This window comes from Mesorhizobium sp. P3_A2 (assembly GCF_056403115.1).
This window is the reverse complement of sequence record NZ_JBFUGC010000003.1, coordinates 514,444-530,962: the sequence shown is the minus strand read 5'-3', so window position 1 is coordinate 530,962 and position 16,519 is coordinate 514,444. Positions and strand designations below refer to the sequence as shown.

Below are 16,519 nucleotides of genomic sequence, written 5' to 3'. Positions count from 1 at the left end.
ACACCGCTGCGAAGGACGGATTCCGCCTAGGCTTTATCCGCTCCCCGCACCAACGGCCCAGGGAGGGGTTCTTTTGGGCCACCAATCGAGGAAAATTCGGCAATGACCATCCTATACGCCGTCATCGCCTGCGGTTTGCTTTCAGTGCTCTACGCCATCTGGGCGACACGATCGGTCCTCGCGTCCGATCAGGGCAACGCACGCATGCAGGAAATCTCCGCCGCCATCCGCGAAGGCGCGCAGGCCTATCTGGCGCGCCAGTACACCACCATCGCCATTGTCGGCGTGGTCGTGCTCATTCTCGCCTGGTGGCTGCTTTCGATCACCGCAGCGGTCGGCTTCCTGATCGGCGCCGTGCTCTCGGGCGCTGCCGGCTTCATCGGCATGCACGTCTCGGTGCGCGCCAATGTGCGCACCGCGCAGGCAGCGTCCAACAGCCTTGCCGCCGGCCTCGACATCGCCTTCAAGTCGGGCGCCATCACCGGCATGCTGGTGGCGGGCCTCGCGCTGCTCGGCGTCTCGATCTACTACTTGATCCTGACCGGCCCCATGGGCCTGCAGCCCAATGACCGCATCGTCATCGACTCGCTGGTCTCGCTCGGCTTCGGCGCTTCGCTGATCTCGATCTTCGCCCGTCTCGGCGGCGGCATCTTCACCAAGGGCGCCGACGTCGGCGGCGATCTCGTCGGCAAGGTCGAAGCCGGTATTCCCGAAGACGATCCGCGCAACCCGGCCACCATCGCCGACAATGTCGGCGACAATGTCGGTGACTGCGCCGGCATGGCCGCCGACCTGTTCGAAACCTATGCGGTGACGGTCGTCGCCACCATGGTTCTCAGCGCCATCTTCTTCGGCGGCACGGCGGTTCTCGGTGCTACGATGCTTTATCCGCTGGCCATCTGCGGCGCCTGCATCCTGACCTCGATCGTCGGCACCTTCTTCGTCAAGCTAGGTTCCAACGGCTCGATCATGGGCGCGCTCTACAAGGGCCTGATCGTCACCGGCCTGCTGTCGATCGCCGGCCTCGCCGTCGCCACTTCGGTATGCCTCGGCTGGGGCGAGATCGGCACCGTTGCCGGCATGGCCATCACCGGCAAGAACCTGTTCATCTGCGGCCTGATCGGCCTCGTGGTGACCGGCCTCATCGTGGTGATCACCGAATACTACACCGGGACCAACAAGCGCCCGGTGAACTCGATCGCCCAGGCTTCGGTGACCGGTCACGGCACCAACGTCATCCAGGGCCTCGCGGTCTCGCTGGAATCGACCGCGCTGCCGGCCATCGTCATCGTCGGCGGCATCATCTCGACCTACCAGCTTGCCGGCCTCTACGGCACGGCGATCGCGGTCACCACCATGCTCGGCCTTGCCGGCATGATTGTCGCGCTCGACGCTTTCGGCCCGGTCACCGACAATGCCGGCGGCATTGCCGAAATGGCCGGCCTGCCCAAGGAAGTACGCCACTCCACCGACGCGCTCGACGCTGTCGGCAACACCACCAAGGCGGTGACCAAGGGCTATGCCATCGGCTCCGCCGGCCTCGGCGCGCTGGTGCTGTTTGCCGCCTATTCGAACGATTTGAAGTTCTTTGCCGAGAAAGCTAACGAAGCCGGCTCGACACTCTTTCCATACTTCAAGGGCATGGGCGACATCTCCTTCGACCTCTCCAACCCCTACGTCGTCGCCGGCCTGATCTTCGGCGGCCTGATCCCCTACCTGTTCGGCGGCATCGCCATGACGGCCGTCGGCCGCGCGGCGGGCGCTATCGTCGAGGAGGTGCGCAAGCAGTTCCGCGAGGATCCGGGCATCATGGCCGGCACCTCCAAGCCGAACTATGCCCGTGCCGTCGACCTTTTGACCAAGGCGGCGATCCGGGAAATGATCATCCCGTCGCTGCTGCCGGTGCTGGCGCCGCTCGTCGTCTATTTCGGTGTGCTGTTGATCTCGGGCTCGAAGGCATCCGCCTTTGCCGCGCTCGGCGCCTCGCTGCTCGGCGTCATCGTCAACGGCCTGTTCGTCGCCATCTCGATGACCTCGGGCGGCGGCGCCTGGGACAACGCGAAAAAATCGTTCGAAGACGGTTTTGTCGACAAGGACGGCGTCAAGCACCTCAAGGGTTCCGAAGCGCACAAGGCTTCGGTTACCGGCGACACCGTCGGCGATCCCTACAAGGATACCGCCGGTCCAGCGGTCAACCCGGCGATCAAGATCACCAACATCGTCGCGCTGCTGCTGCTGGCCGTGCTCGCGCACGGCTAAGGCAACGCCACTGCTTCAGGAAAAACCCGCGGGAGCGATCCCGCGGGTTTTTTGTCGCCGAGGATTGATGTTGGTGACGGCCTTCCTTGTCGGCCTAACGGAACCAGGCCGCATATGTCTGTTTGCAGTCGGCTCTCGGTTCGCCATAGATGTAGCGCGTCTTGTCCATGTTTAGTTGCCACCTGCAGGCAGCGGCGGCAATGTCGCTGAACTTCCGCTTCTGATCCGCGGTCAGGTCGGTGCCAGTAAAAGGGTATTGCTTGAAATCGCGTCGCAGGATTGGCGAGTAGAGCGCTCTGCCTTCCTCGCTGGCCATCTTCACGCCGAAGGGGAGATTGGAATCGATGCGGGTTTTCGCAACCCAAGGGTGAGCGAGGTCGACCCATTGCCCAAGGGTGAATTTCCAAGCGTCGTACCGCTTGGTCGCCGTCGGGCCCGCGATATCGAAGACATAGCCCACGTCGTTGCTATGAGTGCGCACTGGCTTCGGGCGCCGAACTATTTCCCAGCGGCCGATCTCCTCGGGTGCTCTCCCGGCTTGCAAGCGATAGGCGACGGCCACCGAGCCCTTCTGACCTTTCAGCAGATATGGGCCTTTTCGTATGACGATCGCCCCGTTCAGGACCGTGCGTCGCTATCGTTGACGACGCATGCGTCGAAGTGGCCGCGGCTTTGCATGAGACCCAGTTCGACATTGGGGTCTTGTATGTCGCAAGCGGCTCCGGACTTGCGCGCGAATGCTTCCTTGATGGTCGGATGATCGATCGGTGAGTTCTTTTCCAACACGACATAGCGCTCGACTAGAAATGTCCCCAGGAAAAGGCTGGCGCCACTGCCGTCGGATTCGTCCTCCCAGAAACCTACTGCGGTGATGCCGTCCTGTTTCCATTCCGGGCTAGGATGGAACTCGATGCTGCGCTGCAGGGCGGCCGAGGTAGCCCAGAACAGGAAGATCCCGGCATAGGGCGCGTATGCGCCAATAGGCTGAATGCCCTTGCCGCGCACCCAAAGGTAGGTCAGAGCGATCGTGCCCACCAGCAACAGCAGCGCGACCGGCCACAGGTAGTAAGCAGCAGCGAATACCAGATAGGCAAGGCCGACTGCCGCATCGCCCCTGATATGGCTGGTTGCCGCGATCAAAATCAGCAGGGGGGAAACGCGATCAAAATCAGCAGGGGGGAAATGAGGATCAGGAACAGCAGGCAGCTTTTGGCCGCGCCGACGATGATTTCTATAAATCTTTCCATGCGCCGCTGCGTTGTCGTTGCCAAGGATCGACTAGCACAGGTTGCTTAAGCATTGCTGACCGATGGCCGGCCCAAACAAAAACCCGTGGGATTGCTCCCACGGGTTTTTGGTCGCCTGAGATGGTGCTGCTTTTCCCTCGGGGGAACGCAGAAGCTGATGATCAGGGCGTGCCGCCGCCGGGAATGCCGGGCGCCAGCTTGCTAGCGCCGTTGATGATCTGGCTGAGGAAGTTCTGGTCCTTGCCGCCGGTCGGCGTGGTGCGCGAAACGAAGTCGAAGATCTTGCCGTCCTTCAGGCCGTAATTGGCGATCTGGGTGACACGCCCGTCGTCGCCGAAATAGACCGCCAGCACTTTCTGGTCGACCAGGTGGGGCTTGTCGAAGGCGACATAGCGCTTGCGCGTCTGCGAAATGTAATAGAAGGCCTCATTGTCGAAAGTTGCCGTCGTCGACGGAGTGCCGAGCGCCAGAAGCACCTGTTCGCGGCTGGAGCCCACCGGCACCGAGTCTACCGCCTGCTGGTCGATCACATAGCCCTGCGTCAGTGTCTCGCCCGGGGTAAGGTCGCCGAACATTTTGGATGAATTGCAGCCTGACAGCGCGGAAGCCACCAACACCAGCGAAACCGCCGCGGTAGCCCCGGGCAGCAAAGTCGACTTGAATTTCAGCGCGCGCAACAACAACTCCATTAGCTGACCGCAACTTGCGCTGGGCGGCAAAACCGGTAAACCAGCTTGCTTGCCGATGCAACAAGGCCAATTCAAACAAACGGTCCCCAGGAGACCACCCTCAATGTTCCAGCGCCTTTTTGGCCGCGAACGCAACGCCAACCGCGCTATCACCGAGGCGCTTTACGCACAAATCGTGGCAGCGGCGCGGCAGATTGTTTTTTATTCCGACTGGAATGTGCCGGACACGCCGCTCGGCCGTTTCGAGATGCTATCGCTGCACATGTTCCTGTTTCAGCACAGGCTGCGCGGCGAAGAGGGTGTCGCGCTAGAGGTCGCACAGGTGCTGATCGACGAGTTCTTTCTCGATGTCGAGCATTCGCTGCGGGAACTGGGCGTTGGCGATGTCGGGGTGCCGAAGCGCATGAAGAGGCTGGCGAAAATGTTCTACGGCCGTACCGCCGCCTATGACGATGCGCTGGAACGCAGTGATGGTGATGCGCTTGCTGCCGCCCTGGCGCGCAATGTCAGGCCCGACGCCGGCGCTTGGCCGCAGGCGCTGCCGCTGGCGTCCTATGTGATCGATGCCGCAAGGCAGCTTGAGGCACAGCCGTCCGATTCGATCCTCTCCGGCACGGTGGCGTTTCCCGTCGCCAAGGTACAATGATGAGGGAAGGCAGGGAGGCTGAGATGAAACATGCGGAAACACCGAGCCCGGTGTCATTCAAGGCGAACGTCGGTCGCCTGCCGCACAAGGGCCTTCCGGTGGTGATCGATGCCGACGCCGCGCAGCGCGCCGCCCTTGCAGCGGAGCATGAGCTGCTCTCGGTCGAAAACTACCGTGCTGAGCTTTTGGTGGCGCCGTGGAAGCGCAATGGCGTCAAGGTCAGCGGCCGCGTCGAGGCCGATATCACCCAGGCCTGCATCGTCACCCTCGAGCCGGTCGCGGCCCATATCGACGAGGAGGTCGAGGCGCTGTTCCTGCCCGAGCAATCCAAGCTCGGGCGCCAAGGGTTCGAAGGCGGCGGCGAGATACTGATCGATGCAGAGGGGCCTGACAGCCCGGAAACCTTCTCCGGCGACACAATCGACGTCGGCGCGCTCGCCGAACAGTTCTTCGGGCTGGCGATCGATCCGTATCCACGCAAGGCAGGCGCCTCGCTCGAGGCCGCTGGCCCCGACGAGTCGGTCGAGAACGAATTCCAGCAAAAGCTGCGATCCTTGCTTGGAAAATCCTAAAACACGATGCGATCCGAGAAAAGTCGGTTGTGCGGCAGCCCAAAACCGCTATTTTCCCCGAACCTTCGCGAGCCCCCCTTATTTCGCGAGTTTCGTCTTTTGCGGGCCATGCGCCCTGGCCCAAGCTAGTGAGATAAAGACCGCGTGATCAGGATTTCCATCGATGCCATGGGTGGCGATCACGGGCCAAACGTGGTCATCCCGGCACTCATGACGGTCGCTGTCAGGCGTCCCGACATCCGCTTCATCATCTATGGCCGCGAGGAGGTGGTGCGCCCCGAGCTCGCCAAATTCCCCAAACTGGCCGAGGTCAGCGAGTTCCACCATTGCGAGATCGCGGTCAGGATGGACGACAAGCCGAGCCAGGCGCTGCGCCACGGCCGCTGGAAGTCGTCGATGTGGAAGGCGGTCGAAGCGGTCAAATCTGGCAGTGCGCAGGCCTGCATTTCGGCCGGCAATACCGGCGCGCTGATGGCGATGTCGAAATTCTGCCTGCGCACCATGGCCACCATCGACCGCCCGGCGATCGCGGCGATCTGGCCGACGCTGCGCGGCGAGAGCGTGGTGCTGGACGTCGGCGCCACGATCGGCGCCGATGCGCATCAGCTGATCGATTTTGCCATTCTCGGCACCGGCATGGCGCGTTCGGTGTTCGGCATCGACCGGCCGAAAGTCGGCCTGCTCAATGTCGGCGTCGAGGAGATAAAGGGCCAGGAAGAGGTCAAGGAAGCCGGGCGCATGCTGCGCGAGGCCAATATGGCTTCGATGAATTATCACGGCTTCGTCGAGGGTGACGACATCGGCAAGGGCACGGTCGATGTGGTCGTCACCGAAGGATTTGCCGGCAACATCGCGCTCAAGACGGCGGAAGGCACGGTGCGCCAGATCTCAGGCTATCTGCGCGCCGCGATGAGCCGCACAATGATGGCCAGGATCGGCTATGTCTTCGCCAAGGGCGCATTTGACCGTTTGCGTGAAAAGCTCGATCCGGGCCGCTCCAATGGCGGTGTCTTCCTGGGTCTGAACGGCATCGTGGTAAAAAGCCATGGCGGCGCCGATTCGGATGGTTTTGCGGCAGCGATCGAGCTTGGCTACGATATGGTGCGCAACAATCTGATCGACCGCATCGAGGCCGATCTCGATCTGTTCCATGCGCGCAATCCGCATGCCCAGGCAAACAGGAAAGCCGACGCCGCCGTCGACGCAAAGGAATAGGAAAGACACTTTGATCAGATCAGTCGTGCGGGGCACCGGTGCCTCGCTGCCCCGCCGCATCATGAAGAATGCCGATTTCGAAGGCATGGTCGAGACCTCCGACGAGTGGATTGCCCAGCGCACCGGCATCCGCCAGCGCCACATCGCCGCCGATGACGAGACGACGGCGTCGCTCGGCGAGGCGGCCGCGCGCGCAGCACTCGACAGCGCGGGGCTGACGCCCGCCGACATCGACCTGATCGTGCTGGCGACCTCGACACCCAACAACACCTTCCCGGCAACCGCCGTCGAGATCCAGAACCGGCTCGGCATGCATCACGGCTTTGCCTTCGACATGCAGGCGGTGTGCTCGGGCTTCGTCTATGCGGTGACCACCGCCGACCTCTACATCAGAGGCGGCCTGGCCAAACGCGTGCTGGTGATCGGCGCCGAAACCTTTTCCCGTATCCTCGACTGGAGCGATCGCTCGACCTGCGTCCTGTTCGGCGACGGCGCCGGCGCGCTGGTGCTGGAAGCGGATGAAGGCACCGGCGGCATTGCCGACCGTGGCGTGCTGGCGATGAGCCTGCGCTCCGACGGCGTCCACAAGGACAAGCTTTTCGTCGATGGCGGCCCGTCGACCACCGGCACGGTCGGCCATCTCAGGATGGAAGGCCGCGAAGTGTTCAAGCATGCCGTCGGCATGATCACCGACGTCATCGAGGCAACGTTTTCGCAGGCCGGCATCACCGCCGCCGACCTCGACTGGTTCGTGCCGCACCAGGCCAATAAACGCATTATTGACGCTTCGGCCAAGAAGCTCGGGATTGCAGAACAAAAGGTGGTGGTCACCGTCGATTTGCACGGTAACACCTCGGCAGCCTCCGTGCCGCTGGCGCTTTCGGTGGCCGTCGCCGACGGCCGTATCAAGAAGGGTGACCTCGTGCTGCTGGAAGCGATGGGCGGCGGTTTCACCTGGGGCGCGGTTCTGGTTCGCTGGTAAGTGCCGAACGGTCCGGTTCGGTCCTTGACCTTGCCGGATCAATTACTTAGGCTCTGCCTTTGCTTGTATCGATTTATGTTTTTGAACTGATGGGACGGTCGCATGGGGGGAAAGACACTTACGCGCGCCGACCTTGCCGAAGCTGTTTATCGTAAGGTCGGCTTGTCGCGCACTGAATCGGCCGAACTGGTCGAAGCAGTGCTGGACGAAATCTGCGAAGCCATCGTGCGCGGCGAGACGGTGAAACTGTCGTCCTTCGCCACCTTCCATGTCCGTTCCAAGAACGAACGCATCGGACGCAATCCAAAGACCGGCGAGGAAGTGCCGATCCTGCCGCGCCGGGTGATGACCTTCAAGTCGTCGAACGTGCTGAAGAGCCGTATCTTGCGCTCGCACCAGAACAGCAAGGCCAAGGGCGGCAAATAGGTTTCTGCCGCAATCCCAGGAAAAGTGTGAAGCGTTTTCCTGGGAAAGCGCGTAGCGCTTCCCTAGGGAATTGCGTCAAGGATACATAAAGCTTCGGTTGAAAACGGCCGCCGGTTTGACGCCGGGCTTGAATGTTGTTTCATAAACCGCTGAAATAATACCCGATTCGGCAAACTGGGCCGGATCGCCGTCCAGCGTGAGGATTTCGCCCATGGACAAGAGCCCCGACGCTTTCCGCACCATCAGTGAGGTCGCGGAGGATCTCGATCTGCCGCAACACGTGCTGCGCTTCTGGGAAACCCGTTTCAACCAGATCAAGCCGATGAAGCGTGGCGGCGGCCGCCGCTATTACCGGCCGCAGGATGTAGAACTGATCAAAGGCATCCGCCACATGCTCTATGACCAGGGCTACACGATCAAGGGCGTGCAGAAGCTGCTGCGCGAGAACGGCAACCATTTCCTGGTCGCGATCGGCAATGGCGACATGGCTGCCGTCGATGCGATCTCGCAGCGCAGGCAGGCCGATCAGGTGCCGCTGACGCCGGCGGCGCAGCCGCGCGGCATGGATGACGAAATGCTGGTCGGCCAGCCCAAGGTAAAACCCAGCCGCCGCTTTTTCGGCCTGGGCAAGACCGAGGAGGAAGGTCCGGTCCAGCCCGGCGCGTCGAAACTGTCGCGCGACAACCGCGCCTTGCTGCAGGAGGCGCTGTTCGACCTCTTGGAGTGCAAGCGTCTGCTCGATCAGGTGCGCTAGACCTCTAGGCAATTACCAGAGGCAAGCAAAATCGGAACCGGTTCCGCAGCCGTGCGTTTGGCCTTCTCTTGAAGAAGGAAAAACAATCATGGCATCGCTTTCGACCCTCTCCGATCTCGATCTTGAAAGGCAGGTCGCGACCCTTTCCAAGGAACTGGCTGCTTTGAGGAAAGCTGTAGCCAAACGCGGCGGCGCTTACTATGACGACGGGCGCGATGCTGCCTCCGACTACTATGCGCAGCTTGCCGACCGCATCAGCGATGCCATGCCCGCAATCAGGAAGCAGGGCAGGGCGATTGAAAAGACGGCGCGCGATCATCCGGCGACTGCGGCTGCCGTGGGTCTGGTCGTGGTCGGCCTTGTCGCCAGCCTGTTGCTCAGCCGGCGCTAGAGCAATTCCAGGAAAAGTGTGAACGATTTTCCGTCCGGAATTGCGTAAAAACAAAGAGGTCTCGCACAAAAGAAAATGGCGACCGTCCCGCGGACGGCCGCCATTTCCTCGATCAGGGGCCGATTACTTGGCGAGCTTGATCTTGCCCTGCGGCGAAACCTGCGCGGTCTGGCTGCACTTGCTATAGACCGTGCCATTCTTGTCAGTGGCGTCGGTATAGGTACCCTTGCACTCGATCGAGAGCACCAGGCAATGGCCGGCGCCCTTGCAAACCGCGCCGCCGTCGCCAGTGGGATGCGTGCCGCCGGCGAAAGGTGGTGTGCCGAAAATGGCCGGCCAAGACCGAGTCCGCCCCGGCTCATGTCAGGTCGCGGCAGCAGTCATTGTCGCCATCTTGGCACCACGCTTTTTGCCCCGCCCGGCTGCGGCTATAACGCCAATCCAAAGATACCGGCGGAGGAGGCGGGGCGTGGTCGCAAATTACATCGACGAGTTCATCATGTTCTGCGTTGGGCTGTGGGTGACAGGCGTTGGCTTTGGACTGCTCCAAAGTCCTTTTCAGGCTCGGTCAGGTCAGCAGCCGTGGTTGCTGCAGGTCGCGAAGCATTTCAAATGGATGGGACCGCTGTTGATTTTGATCGCGATAGTGCTCGCGTTCGCGGCGCCATCCTAGCGGGTTTTCGGCAACGCATTGAGACACTCGCGGTGTCCTGCAGCATGCCTCGCAACCGCTGTGCTCCTCGGCCTTGCGCCTGATACGTTCGTTGGTTGCTCGCCTTCTGGCGCATGGGCGCCATCGAATCCTGTCTTCATCTCGCCACGTCTCGGCGGCAAAAACCAATGGGAAGGCGGCCTTGGCGAGGACTCCTAGGCCAGCCTTCCCATCGGGCAAGTCAGCCGGCTCAGGCCTTCTTGGCTTCCACCTTCTTGTGGTGATGGTGGTGGTGATGATGGCGGTGATGCTTCTTGTGGTGCTTGTGGTGATGATGATGATGGTGGTGATGCTTTTTCGCCACCGGAGCTGCGTCCGCGCTGCTGGCGCCGATGATCGGCAGCGAGACAGCGAGGGCGAAAGCCAGCCCGAGAGCCGACAGGAGGGACTTCTTCATGACTTCGTTTCCTTTTCTGCGCGGGCTGAATTTGACCGCCACCGAGCAAGATCGGTGACGTGAAACCCGCAGCCATGACTATCGCCTCCGAATTTTTCGACAGTTTTTCCCGACTGTAGAATTTTGTTTCTGGACTGTGTCTGGCGTCTTCGCAGGCGCCGCAACCGCTTTCACATCGGCGGAACGACGCCGTTGTTGCCGACCACGACCCGGCCGGCGGTCAGCGTGCCGTCGCTGCCATGCTCGGCGTTGACGAACACCACGGCACCGGGCTGAAGGGCGGCCGGTGTGGCCGGCGCGAAGGTCACCACCGGTGTCGTCTGCGGGATCGCGATCTGTTTTTTCTGGCCGTTGTCGTAGGTGAGCGTCACCGTGCGGCCCGCAATCTCGGTGACATCGGCGACCGTGCCGTTGGTCATCCGGCTGTTGGGCTCGAGATCCCACGGGCGGTCGCCTTCGCCGGTGCCTTTGAGCGCCGCCGGGAAGATCACCACCTCCAGCGCGCCGCTGCCGCCATCGGCCTTTGAAACCGAGGCAATTCCGAGGAAATCGCCTTGCCTGATATCCCCGGCCTCGGCCCTGGCGACGCCGGAAATCTTCCAGCCGTCAGCCAGCGCGATGGCGTCGGTGGCGCCTTCACGGGTCTTCACCGTCAGCGTCGATCCGGCAAAGGCGGCAACGGTGCCGCGAATGCGCACGGCGTCGGCGGCTTGCGCCTCGACCAGGCTGGTGCCTGCGAGGCCTGCGATCGTGGCGAGCACGATGGCTGATGTCTTCAATGTCATGGGTCTGGTCCTCTTGGGGAAAGCTGGTCCGATGCGGTTGCCAGCGACATCATGCCAACGCGCGAGCGGCCCTAAACCGCTGAACACTTCGGCGTGCGGTCCTTCAAAAGAACTTGATTGGGAGATCGGGGCAGAGATCCCATATCTGCTTGGCGCCAGCGGGTTTTGACGCCGGTTCACGATGCCGTGACGGTCGGTTTGGGCCTTGGCAAATCGCCTTTGAGCGGGCATTGTCCCGGCTCTCAGGCAACACCCTATCATTTGATCCAAAACTCTTTAGCCCCATGGAGTTGCCAATGCCCCAAAATGCAAAACACGAACCCTTCTCCAGGCTGGCGGCCGATGTTGCGCTTGAGCACCCAGGCCTTAAAGCCATCCGGGAAACAAAGGGATACAGTATTGAAGAGCTTTCCCTGACCTGCGGTCTGTCGACCAGCGAGATTGCCGACATAGAGAGCGGCAAGGACACCGATCCGTCGAAACTTCGCCGGATCGCCGCAGCATTGCAATTGCCGGAAACGGCCCTGATCGATGCCCCGGCGCCAACAGCGCCTGTAGAAAATCGGTCCGTTTCATAAACGACGACGCCAAAGCGTCTCTCAACAAGCTCGCCATGGTTTGCCCTGGCGAGCTTTTTCATGTTCGAGTGGTAGGTGATTGCCCGCCGGATCGAATGGAGGAGAAACACCGGAATGAGCCTTGAGACCGTGCGTGCCTTTCTGGCTGCCCGTGCGCCCGATGTCGAAGTTTTAGTCACCGATGCCAGTTCGGCAACCGTGGCGCTGGCAGCGGCAGCGCATGGCGTGGAACCGGCGCAGATCGCCAAGACCATCTGCCTGCGCGTCGGAGAGCAGACCATGCTGATCGTGGCCGGCGGCACGTCGAGGCTCGACAACCGCAAATTCAAGGACCGCTTCGGCGGCAAGCCGCGCATGCTTGACGCCAACGAGGTTGTCGCCGCCACAAGCCATCCTGTCGGCGGCGTCTGTCCATTCGGCCTGCCGGCGCCGCTGCCGGTCTATGCCGACGTCTCGCTGCGTGCCTTCGATGAAGTCGTGCCCGCGGCCGGCGCCACCAACGCCGCCGTACGGCTCAGCCCGCAGCGCATGGCCGAGATCGTCAACGCCGAATGGGTCGATGTGTGCCAGTAGCGAGCTGAGCGGCTGGTAGAAGATTGGGCGACTCACTATACGTGATGGAATGAACGACGTTTTTGGTTACATCGCCTATGGTGAGAACGAGCTTTACCATCGCGGTGCGCTACTCAGCGCCCTCAAGCTTTTGCACCATTGCCCGACCGCTAGAATAGTCGTCGCAACTGACAGGGCTGAACTCTTTCGCGCTTATCCTGTTGAGACAATGCTCATAACGGCTGAGCAGAAAGAGCAGTGGTCTTTCGGAGGAAGCTACCATTTCGGCATCAAGGCCGGTGCTATGCGTGAGCTTTTGCAGCGAGCAAATCGGCTCCTTTTCATGGACACCGACATGTACCCGGTGGGGGACCCGTCGAAAGGCTTCCGCTCGATCTCTGCGACCCATTCCTTTATGCGCCTGTGCGAAGGGCCGCATCGCATCTATCAGAGCGCGCTGCCGGGCAAGAGCATCAGCATCGGTGGCCAGATCCTGAGCGGCCGGGAACCGATGTGGAACAGTGGAATCGTAGGAATCCACCGCGACAATCTCAGTGCCATGGTGGACGCCTTCGCAGCTATCAAGGCCGTTTATGAGGTGACCGACACGTGGGCGCCAGAACAGTTCTGCCTCGGGGTAGCCCTTTCTCAAAACGGCCGAACCATCAGCCCTCACGGCCTGCCGATCCGACACTACAACACCCGCGGCAAAAAGCAGTTTGCTGAGCCGCGTGTTCATGCGTTCTTTAACGCTTGTGGCGAGGTGCCAGTCGGCCAGCAGGTTGCAAAAGCCGGTCGATATCGGCTGTGGCGGACGCCTTTGGATTTATGGCGCCAGAAGCGTAGGAGGTCGCCGTGACCGGGTTCTACAGAAGCAGGATGTCGCGTTGCTCAGTTACGCTGCGAATATCCATCTCGTTTTCGGACCTGCCGAAGACGATGCAGCGCCGGTAGGCATTGGCCAGGTACTTGGCTATTTCGCGGGTCTTGGCCGGGTCATATCGCTGCGGGCTGTATTCCATGAGGATGGGAACCTGACGCCGCACCAATTCGGCCATCGAGCTTAAGGCTTCCGGCTCCGCGCCTTCGATATCCATCCACACCAGACCGATGTCATCGGGGCTGACGCCAGCTTCAGCCATGATGCTGTCGACACGCCGAAGCTGCACCGGGACAGAACGTGATGTTTCCGTTGGCTTGATGACCGTACTGGCACCGAAATTCTCATCGCCGAAGTAGAGGTCTATCGATCCTTCGCGGTCGCCAGCGGCATATTGAAAGGCGCTCACCGCACTCGAAAGGTCGTTTAGCTCCAGGTTTTGCTTCAAAAGCTTGAAATTGCGTGGATCTGGCTCAATGCAGATTGCTCGATCGAACTTCCCGCTGAGCATCAGATAGACGCTATGCGTGCCGATGTTGGCGCCGATTTCCAGCAAAGTCTTCCCGGGCGGTGTCCCGATCAGCTCCAGAACCCTGTTCGCCAACTCGCGCTGATAGTGCCCCTTTCGGAACAAGTCCCGACCAATGGTTTCGTGCGGCGAAAAAGTAAGTTTGTGGTCCTCAAATTGCCTCGTGACGAGAAGGATGTCTTCCTTCATCGTCAGTAGACTGATAGAGCGAAACCAGCGGAATGACATCAGCTTTGCGAACAGTTTGCTGCGGAGGTGATGCGCCGCTTTTTCGACTGGCAGGAAAAATTTCATTCAGCCCTTATTGGCTCCTATCTGCCATATAGCAAGGCTCTCCAGCCTTTGCAGCGGTAGCTTTTTTGATGGTGCCGATCTGCCCATCGGTGAGGCCGAGAGCGACAAGGCCGGTAGCAAACTGCTGTCTAGACCCGCTGCTGGCGCCCGCGCGGCTGCGACTCATGGCAAGCCTCTTGAGGTCGCGGGCATTGGGCGGATAGAAGAACGGATGGTCCGATCTACCGACGTTTTTGATTACATCGCCTACAGCGAGAATGGGCTTTGCCATCGCGATGGGCTATGGGCTGCAAGGGCTCGATATTGTTTGTCGGGAGCCCGTGTGAGCCTGTGGCAGCGGGATGGGAGGCCACTGTGATCGGGTGGCTACACCTGAAAAACCCGTTTCGATCCAAGCTGCCCTCAAGCGTGACCCTCGGACGTCACACCTATGGCGTGAGCCGGAAGAAGGTGCTTGGAGCGTCTGACGCCACTCCGTTGACCATTGGAGCGTTCTGTTCGGTCGCCGGCAACGTCAGCTTTGAATGTTCCGGGGGAAGCCACGTGCCTTGGGCTGCAACCACTTTTCCGATCCACAGCCGCATGATGGACTCGACCGACCCCAATGCGCACGGTGGCAAACCCGTCGGCATTACCATCGCCAACGATGTCTGGATCGGCCGTCATGCGATGATCATGCCAGGCGTCCACATTGCCGATGGCGCCATCGTTGCTGCCGGCGCCGTTGTCACCAAGGATGTGCCGCCATATGCGATCGTCGGCGGGGTTCCGGCCAGGCTTATCCGCTATCGGTTTTCGGAGGACGTCATTGCGAAATTGCTGGCGATCCGGTGGTGGGAATGGAGCGACGAGAAGATCAAGCAGGAGGCTGCTCTTCTTACAGGCCCCATCGAGCCTTTCGTGGAGCGTCACGCAGGCGTGACGCCGTAAGAAACGTATTTTGCGAGTGGCTGCAATGCGGCTGAGAAATCGCGTGGCCACTTGGGGGAAGCAGCTAAACGCCTGTGTTGTTTGGTCGGAGTGGCCGGATTCGAACCGACGACCCCTTGACCCCCAGTCAAGTGCGCTACCGGGCTGCGCTACACTCCGGACCGCGCAAAGCCCTATAATCTCAATGGGTGTAGCGCAAGAGCCTTGTCGGAACAAAATCGGCGAAATTAGAACAAATGGTGTCCTGGTGTGGATTTCGAGACCAAAAGTCACACCGAAAATCACACCGGATGTTCATGATTTGTCCGTTTGGATTGTCCGCGCCAGGCGCAGCGGGCCTTCCGCATACGGCCAGCCTTCCCCTGAGTTGGGGTGGCTGGCCGGCTCACCGGCTTGCTCCCGGGAAAGCCCCAAGCTGAGCTTGATGGGATCCCTGTGTGTCTCGCTCAACGGCACGATCCCGGGGCCGAAATTTTTACCTGTCGGGATACTGCCACCTCATTCTGAGTGCGTCTTCCTCGCTGAGAAGGACAGGCAACTCACCATTGAGCGGGTCCTTTTGCGCAACGTAGTTCTCTGCCCAAGTGATCCATTCCAAAACTTGAGCGTCGCGCTCGGATCCTCGAGCGAGCCGGCTCTTCACAGCTTCGATATAAGCATGGAGTTCACGAGCCTGTTGATGTGCGGTTGCCTGTTCTCTGAAAGTTGCGCCCCGAACTCGATCAATCGCTTCCAGCCGCTCTCGCTCCTCTCGACGCTTCTCCTCTTCCGCCCATCTACGCGCTCGCTCCTCGCGCTCAATGCGCAACTGCTTCAAGGCTGTGGCAGCGCGCTCGATCCCGTCGACAAAGCTCGTTAAGATATCCTCGAGCCGTTGACGTTTGCCGTCAGCCCACTTTTGGCGGACACCGAGGTAGGCCGCATTGGTGATCGACAGCTGCAAATGTCCGGACCGCACTTGATCGTGCTCGGGAATAGGTCGACCGTAGCTCCGATAGTCACGGATATCTGCTGTGGTAGGCGTATGCGGGATCGACGCGTATCGTTCGGATAAGGCCAACTCGACATTCTCACCATCAACTACCGCGCCACGCTTGGCATCTACAGAGACACTCCATGACCGCTCCAAAATGGCAGCCTTTATGCTGGCAATGAGATTCGCAGCACGAGGGAGGCTATCCAGGCCTATGTCTACTCGTATGAAGCCTGATCTTTGCCGGACTTCGCCAGCCGACGACGAACGCCTCAAGTCCTTCTGAATTGCAACTGCTACCGGATCGGTTACTTCGACCGCAACTGCGACCCGGAGGAGTTCTTCGGAGCCGGCGTCCAAGCTCGTAAGCCCCTGGTAATTGATAACCGGTTCCACTTGGTCGCCTATGAGCACGGTCTGATTTCGCTTGAATCTATCTGTCGGCAGCGCCCGGCGCTTCGGCGGACTGCCATTGGCGATCTTTCGCCAATAGTGGGGAGGCGGAACTGGTATATCGTTTGCTCGGCAGATCGCGACGATCGTCCCGGCCGAACTACCGAGGTCAGCGGCGACCTCGTCCATCATTTTCGTCCAGACTAGGTCATGGAGGTAAGTGCGGGTAACGGTTGCCATGCGGTTAGGCTCTCAAATCAAGGAACACAGCGGGTGGAGCGCGTTTCATGAGCCGGAACAAGGACGGCGATGTTC

General features: G+C 60.7%; 22 protein-coding genes and 1 tRNA gene. 13 read left to right on the top strand and 10 right to left on the bottom strand.

What is annotated here, in order from left to right; all coding sequences use genetic code 11:
- The first annotated feature begins 102 nt into the window (after positions 1–102).
- Positions 103–2,259 carry a sodium-translocating pyrophosphatase gene (locus AC1DXM_RS10125; RefSeq protein ID WP_192253273.1) on the top strand — a complete coding sequence of 719 codons (2,157 nt, stop codon included), beginning with the start codon at positions 103–105 and terminating at the stop codon, positions 2,257–2,259.
- A 94-nt stretch (positions 2,260–2,353) separates the two neighbouring features.
- Here the strand turns inward: AC1DXM_RS10125 and AC1DXM_RS10120 are convergent, their stop codons facing one another.
- The 3 genes from AC1DXM_RS10120 to AC1DXM_RS10110 all read right to left on the bottom strand — a co-directional run bounded on the left by AC1DXM_RS10120 (position 2,354) and on the right by AC1DXM_RS10110 (position 4,183).
- Positions 2,354–2,821 (bottom strand): hypothetical protein, encoded by a 468-nt coding sequence (locus AC1DXM_RS10120; protein ID WP_477232905.1) that lies wholly within the window; start codon positions 2,819–2,821, stop codon positions 2,354–2,356.
- A gap of 56 nt (positions 2,822–2,877) precedes the next feature.
- Complete coding sequence (locus AC1DXM_RS10115) at positions 2,878–3,399, bottom strand: hypothetical protein (protein WP_477232904.1); 522 nt, start codon at positions 3,397–3,399, stop codon at positions 2,878–2,880.
- Between the two features lie 268 nt (positions 3,400–3,667).
- On the bottom strand, positions 3,668–4,183 hold the full coding sequence (locus AC1DXM_RS10110) for an outer membrane protein assembly factor BamE (protein WP_477232903.1): 516 nt from the start codon (positions 4,181–4,183) through the stop codon (positions 3,668–3,670).
- 115 nt (positions 4,184–4,298) lie between these two features.
- On the opposite strand from AC1DXM_RS10110, the gene AC1DXM_RS10105 reads away from it, so the two are divergent.
- From AC1DXM_RS10105 to AC1DXM_RS10085, 5 genes are all read left to right on the top strand, one after another.
- Positions 4,299–4,841, top strand: a complete 543-nt coding sequence (locus AC1DXM_RS10105; protein ID WP_477232902.1) for a ubiquinol-cytochrome C chaperone family protein — start codon at positions 4,299–4,301, stop codon at positions 4,839–4,841.
- A 23-nt stretch (positions 4,842–4,864) separates the two neighbouring features.
- On the top strand, positions 4,865–5,413 hold the full coding sequence (locus tag AC1DXM_RS10100; protein ID WP_477232901.1) for a YceD family protein: 549 nt from the start codon (positions 4,865–4,867) through the stop codon (positions 5,411–5,413).
- Between the two features lie 144 nt (positions 5,414–5,557).
- Positions 5,558–6,628 carry a phosphate acyltransferase PlsX gene (plsX, locus tag AC1DXM_RS10095; RefSeq protein WP_477232900.1) on the top strand — a complete coding sequence of 357 codons (1,071 nt, stop codon included), beginning with the start codon at positions 5,558–5,560 and terminating at the stop codon, positions 6,626–6,628.
- Between the two features lie 10 nt (positions 6,629–6,638).
- On the top strand, positions 6,639–7,610 hold the full coding sequence (locus AC1DXM_RS10090) for a beta-ketoacyl-ACP synthase III (RefSeq protein WP_477232899.1): 972 nt from the start codon (positions 6,639–6,641) through the stop codon (positions 7,608–7,610).
- Between the two features lie 102 nt (positions 7,611–7,712).
- Positions 7,713–8,036, top strand: coding sequence for an integration host factor subunit alpha (locus tag AC1DXM_RS10085; protein ID WP_006201891.1), 324 nt, complete (start codon positions 7,713–7,715; stop codon positions 8,034–8,036).
- A 75-nt stretch (positions 8,037–8,111) separates the two neighbouring features.
- Here AC1DXM_RS10085 and AC1DXM_RS10080 read toward each other — a convergent pair whose 3' ends face one another.
- Entirely contained in the window at positions 8,112–8,249 is a 138-nt protein-coding gene (locus AC1DXM_RS10080) for a hypothetical protein (RefSeq protein WP_477232898.1), read from the bottom strand.
- Here AC1DXM_RS10080 and AC1DXM_RS10075 point away from each other — a divergent pair.
- Together AC1DXM_RS10075 and AC1DXM_RS10070 are read left to right on the top strand one after the other, a co-directional pair.
- Positions 8,248–8,790: a MerR family transcriptional regulator gene (locus AC1DXM_RS10075; protein ID WP_477232897.1), complete on the top strand. Its 543-nt coding sequence runs from the start codon at positions 8,248–8,250 to the stop codon at positions 8,788–8,790. The genes AC1DXM_RS10080 and AC1DXM_RS10075 overlap by 2 nt on opposite strands.
- Before the next feature lie 88 nt (positions 8,791–8,878).
- Positions 8,879–9,181 carry a hypothetical protein gene (locus tag AC1DXM_RS10070; RefSeq protein WP_477232896.1) on the top strand — a complete coding sequence of 101 codons (303 nt, stop codon included), beginning with the start codon at positions 8,879–8,881 and terminating at the stop codon, positions 9,179–9,181.
- A gap of 123 nt (positions 9,182–9,304) precedes the next feature.
- On the opposite strand, the gene AC1DXM_RS10065 is transcribed toward AC1DXM_RS10070, so the two are convergent.
- Entirely contained in the window at positions 9,305–9,427 is a 123-nt protein-coding gene (locus tag AC1DXM_RS10065) for a hypothetical protein (protein ID WP_477232895.1), read from the bottom strand.
- Positions 9,428–9,650: 223 nt separating this feature from the next.
- Here AC1DXM_RS10065 and AC1DXM_RS10060 point away from each other — a divergent pair, with 223 nt between their 5' ends.
- Entirely contained in the window at positions 9,651–9,854 is a 204-nt protein-coding gene (locus AC1DXM_RS10060) for a hypothetical protein (protein WP_477232894.1), read from the top strand.
- A 229-nt stretch (positions 9,855–10,083) separates the two neighbouring features.
- On the opposite strand, the gene AC1DXM_RS10055 is transcribed toward AC1DXM_RS10060, so the two are convergent.
- Both AC1DXM_RS10055 and AC1DXM_RS10050 read right to left on the bottom strand, forming a co-directional pair.
- Positions 10,084–10,290, bottom strand: a complete 207-nt coding sequence (locus tag AC1DXM_RS10055) for a hypothetical protein (RefSeq protein ID WP_477232893.1) — start codon at positions 10,288–10,290, stop codon at positions 10,084–10,086.
- Between the two features lie 170 nt (positions 10,291–10,460).
- Complete coding sequence (locus tag AC1DXM_RS10050; protein WP_477232892.1) at positions 10,461–11,075, bottom strand: hypothetical protein; 615 nt, start codon at positions 11,073–11,075, stop codon at positions 10,461–10,463.
- A 296-nt stretch (positions 11,076–11,371) separates the two neighbouring features.
- Between AC1DXM_RS10050 and AC1DXM_RS10045 the strand changes: the two genes are divergently transcribed.
- From AC1DXM_RS10045 to AC1DXM_RS10035, 3 genes are all read left to right on the top strand, one after another.
- Complete coding sequence (locus AC1DXM_RS10045) at positions 11,372–11,653, top strand: helix-turn-helix domain-containing protein (RefSeq protein WP_112561791.1); 282 nt, start codon at positions 11,372–11,374, stop codon at positions 11,651–11,653.
- A gap of 114 nt (positions 11,654–11,767) precedes the next feature.
- Positions 11,768–12,226, top strand: a complete 459-nt coding sequence (locus AC1DXM_RS10040; RefSeq protein ID WP_477232891.1) for a YbaK/EbsC family protein — start codon at positions 11,768–11,770, stop codon at positions 12,224–12,226.
- 49 nt (positions 12,227–12,275) lie between these two features.
- Complete coding sequence (locus AC1DXM_RS10035; protein ID WP_477232890.1) at positions 12,276–13,064, top strand: hypothetical protein; 789 nt, start codon at positions 12,276–12,278, stop codon at positions 13,062–13,064.
- Between the two features lie 7 nt (positions 13,065–13,071).
- Here the strand turns inward: AC1DXM_RS10035 and AC1DXM_RS10030 are convergent, their stop codons facing one another.
- Positions 13,072–13,908 (bottom strand): FkbM family methyltransferase, encoded by an 837-nt coding sequence (locus AC1DXM_RS10030; protein WP_477232889.1) that lies wholly within the window; start codon positions 13,906–13,908, stop codon positions 13,072–13,074.
- 543 nt (positions 13,909–14,451) lie between these two features.
- On the opposite strand from AC1DXM_RS10030, the gene AC1DXM_RS10025 reads away from it, so the two are divergent.
- On the top strand, positions 14,452–14,838 hold the full coding sequence (locus AC1DXM_RS10025; RefSeq protein ID WP_477232888.1) for a CatB-related O-acetyltransferase: 387 nt from the start codon (positions 14,452–14,454) through the stop codon (positions 14,836–14,838).
- 82 nt (positions 14,839–14,920) lie between these two features.
- Here the strand turns inward: AC1DXM_RS10025 and AC1DXM_RS10020 are convergent.
- Positions 14,921–14,997 (bottom strand) — tRNA-Pro (locus tag AC1DXM_RS10020).
- A gap of 316 nt (positions 14,998–15,313) precedes the next feature.
- Complete coding sequence (locus AC1DXM_RS10015; protein ID WP_477232887.1) at positions 15,314–16,393, bottom strand: DOMON domain-containing protein; 1,080 nt, start codon at positions 16,391–16,393, stop codon at positions 15,314–15,316.
- Positions 16,394–16,519: the final 126 nt, after the last annotated feature.

Coding starts and splice junctions, on each gene's coding strand:
- AC1DXM_RS10125 (WP_192253273.1), top strand. CDS start 103: ATGACCATCCTATACGCCGTCATCGCCTGCGGTTTGCTTTCAGTGCTC.
- AC1DXM_RS10105 (WP_477232902.1), top strand. CDS start 4,299: ATGTTCCAGCGCCTTTTTGGCCGCGAACGCAACGCCAACCGCGCTATC.
- AC1DXM_RS10100 (WP_477232901.1), top strand. CDS start 4,865: ATGAAACATGCGGAAACACCGAGCCCGGTGTCATTCAAGGCGAACGTC.
- AC1DXM_RS10085 (WP_006201891.1), top strand. CDS start 7,713: ATGGGGGGAAAGACACTTACGCGCGCCGACCTTGCCGAAGCTGTTTAT.
- AC1DXM_RS10075 (WP_477232897.1), top strand. CDS start 8,248: ATGGACAAGAGCCCCGACGCTTTCCGCACCATCAGTGAGGTCGCGGAG.
- AC1DXM_RS10080 (WP_477232898.1), bottom strand. CDS start 8,249: ATGGGCGAAATCCTCACGCTGGACGGCGATCCGGCCCAGTTTGCCGAA.
- AC1DXM_RS10070 (WP_477232896.1), top strand. CDS start 8,879: ATGGCATCGCTTTCGACCCTCTCCGATCTCGATCTTGAAAGGCAGGTC.
- AC1DXM_RS10055 (WP_477232893.1), bottom strand. CDS start 10,290: ATGAAGAAGTCCCTCCTGTCGGCTCTCGGGCTGGCTTTCGCCCTCGCT.
- AC1DXM_RS10050 (WP_477232892.1), bottom strand. CDS start 11,075: ATGACATTGAAGACATCAGCCATCGTGCTCGCCACGATCGCAGGCCTC.
- AC1DXM_RS10045 (WP_112561791.1), top strand. CDS start 11,372: ATGCCCCAAAATGCAAAACACGAACCCTTCTCCAGGCTGGCGGCCGAT.
- AC1DXM_RS10040 (WP_477232891.1), top strand. CDS start 11,768: ATGAGCCTTGAGACCGTGCGTGCCTTTCTGGCTGCCCGTGCGCCCGAT.
- AC1DXM_RS10035 (WP_477232890.1), top strand. CDS start 12,276: ATGAACGACGTTTTTGGTTACATCGCCTATGGTGAGAACGAGCTTTAC.
- AC1DXM_RS10030 (WP_477232889.1), bottom strand. CDS start 13,908: ATGAAATTTTTCCTGCCAGTCGAAAAAGCGGCGCATCACCTCCGCAGC.
- AC1DXM_RS10015 (WP_477232887.1), bottom strand. CDS start 16,393: ATGGACGAGGTCGCCGCTGACCTCGGTAGTTCGGCCGGGACGATCGTC.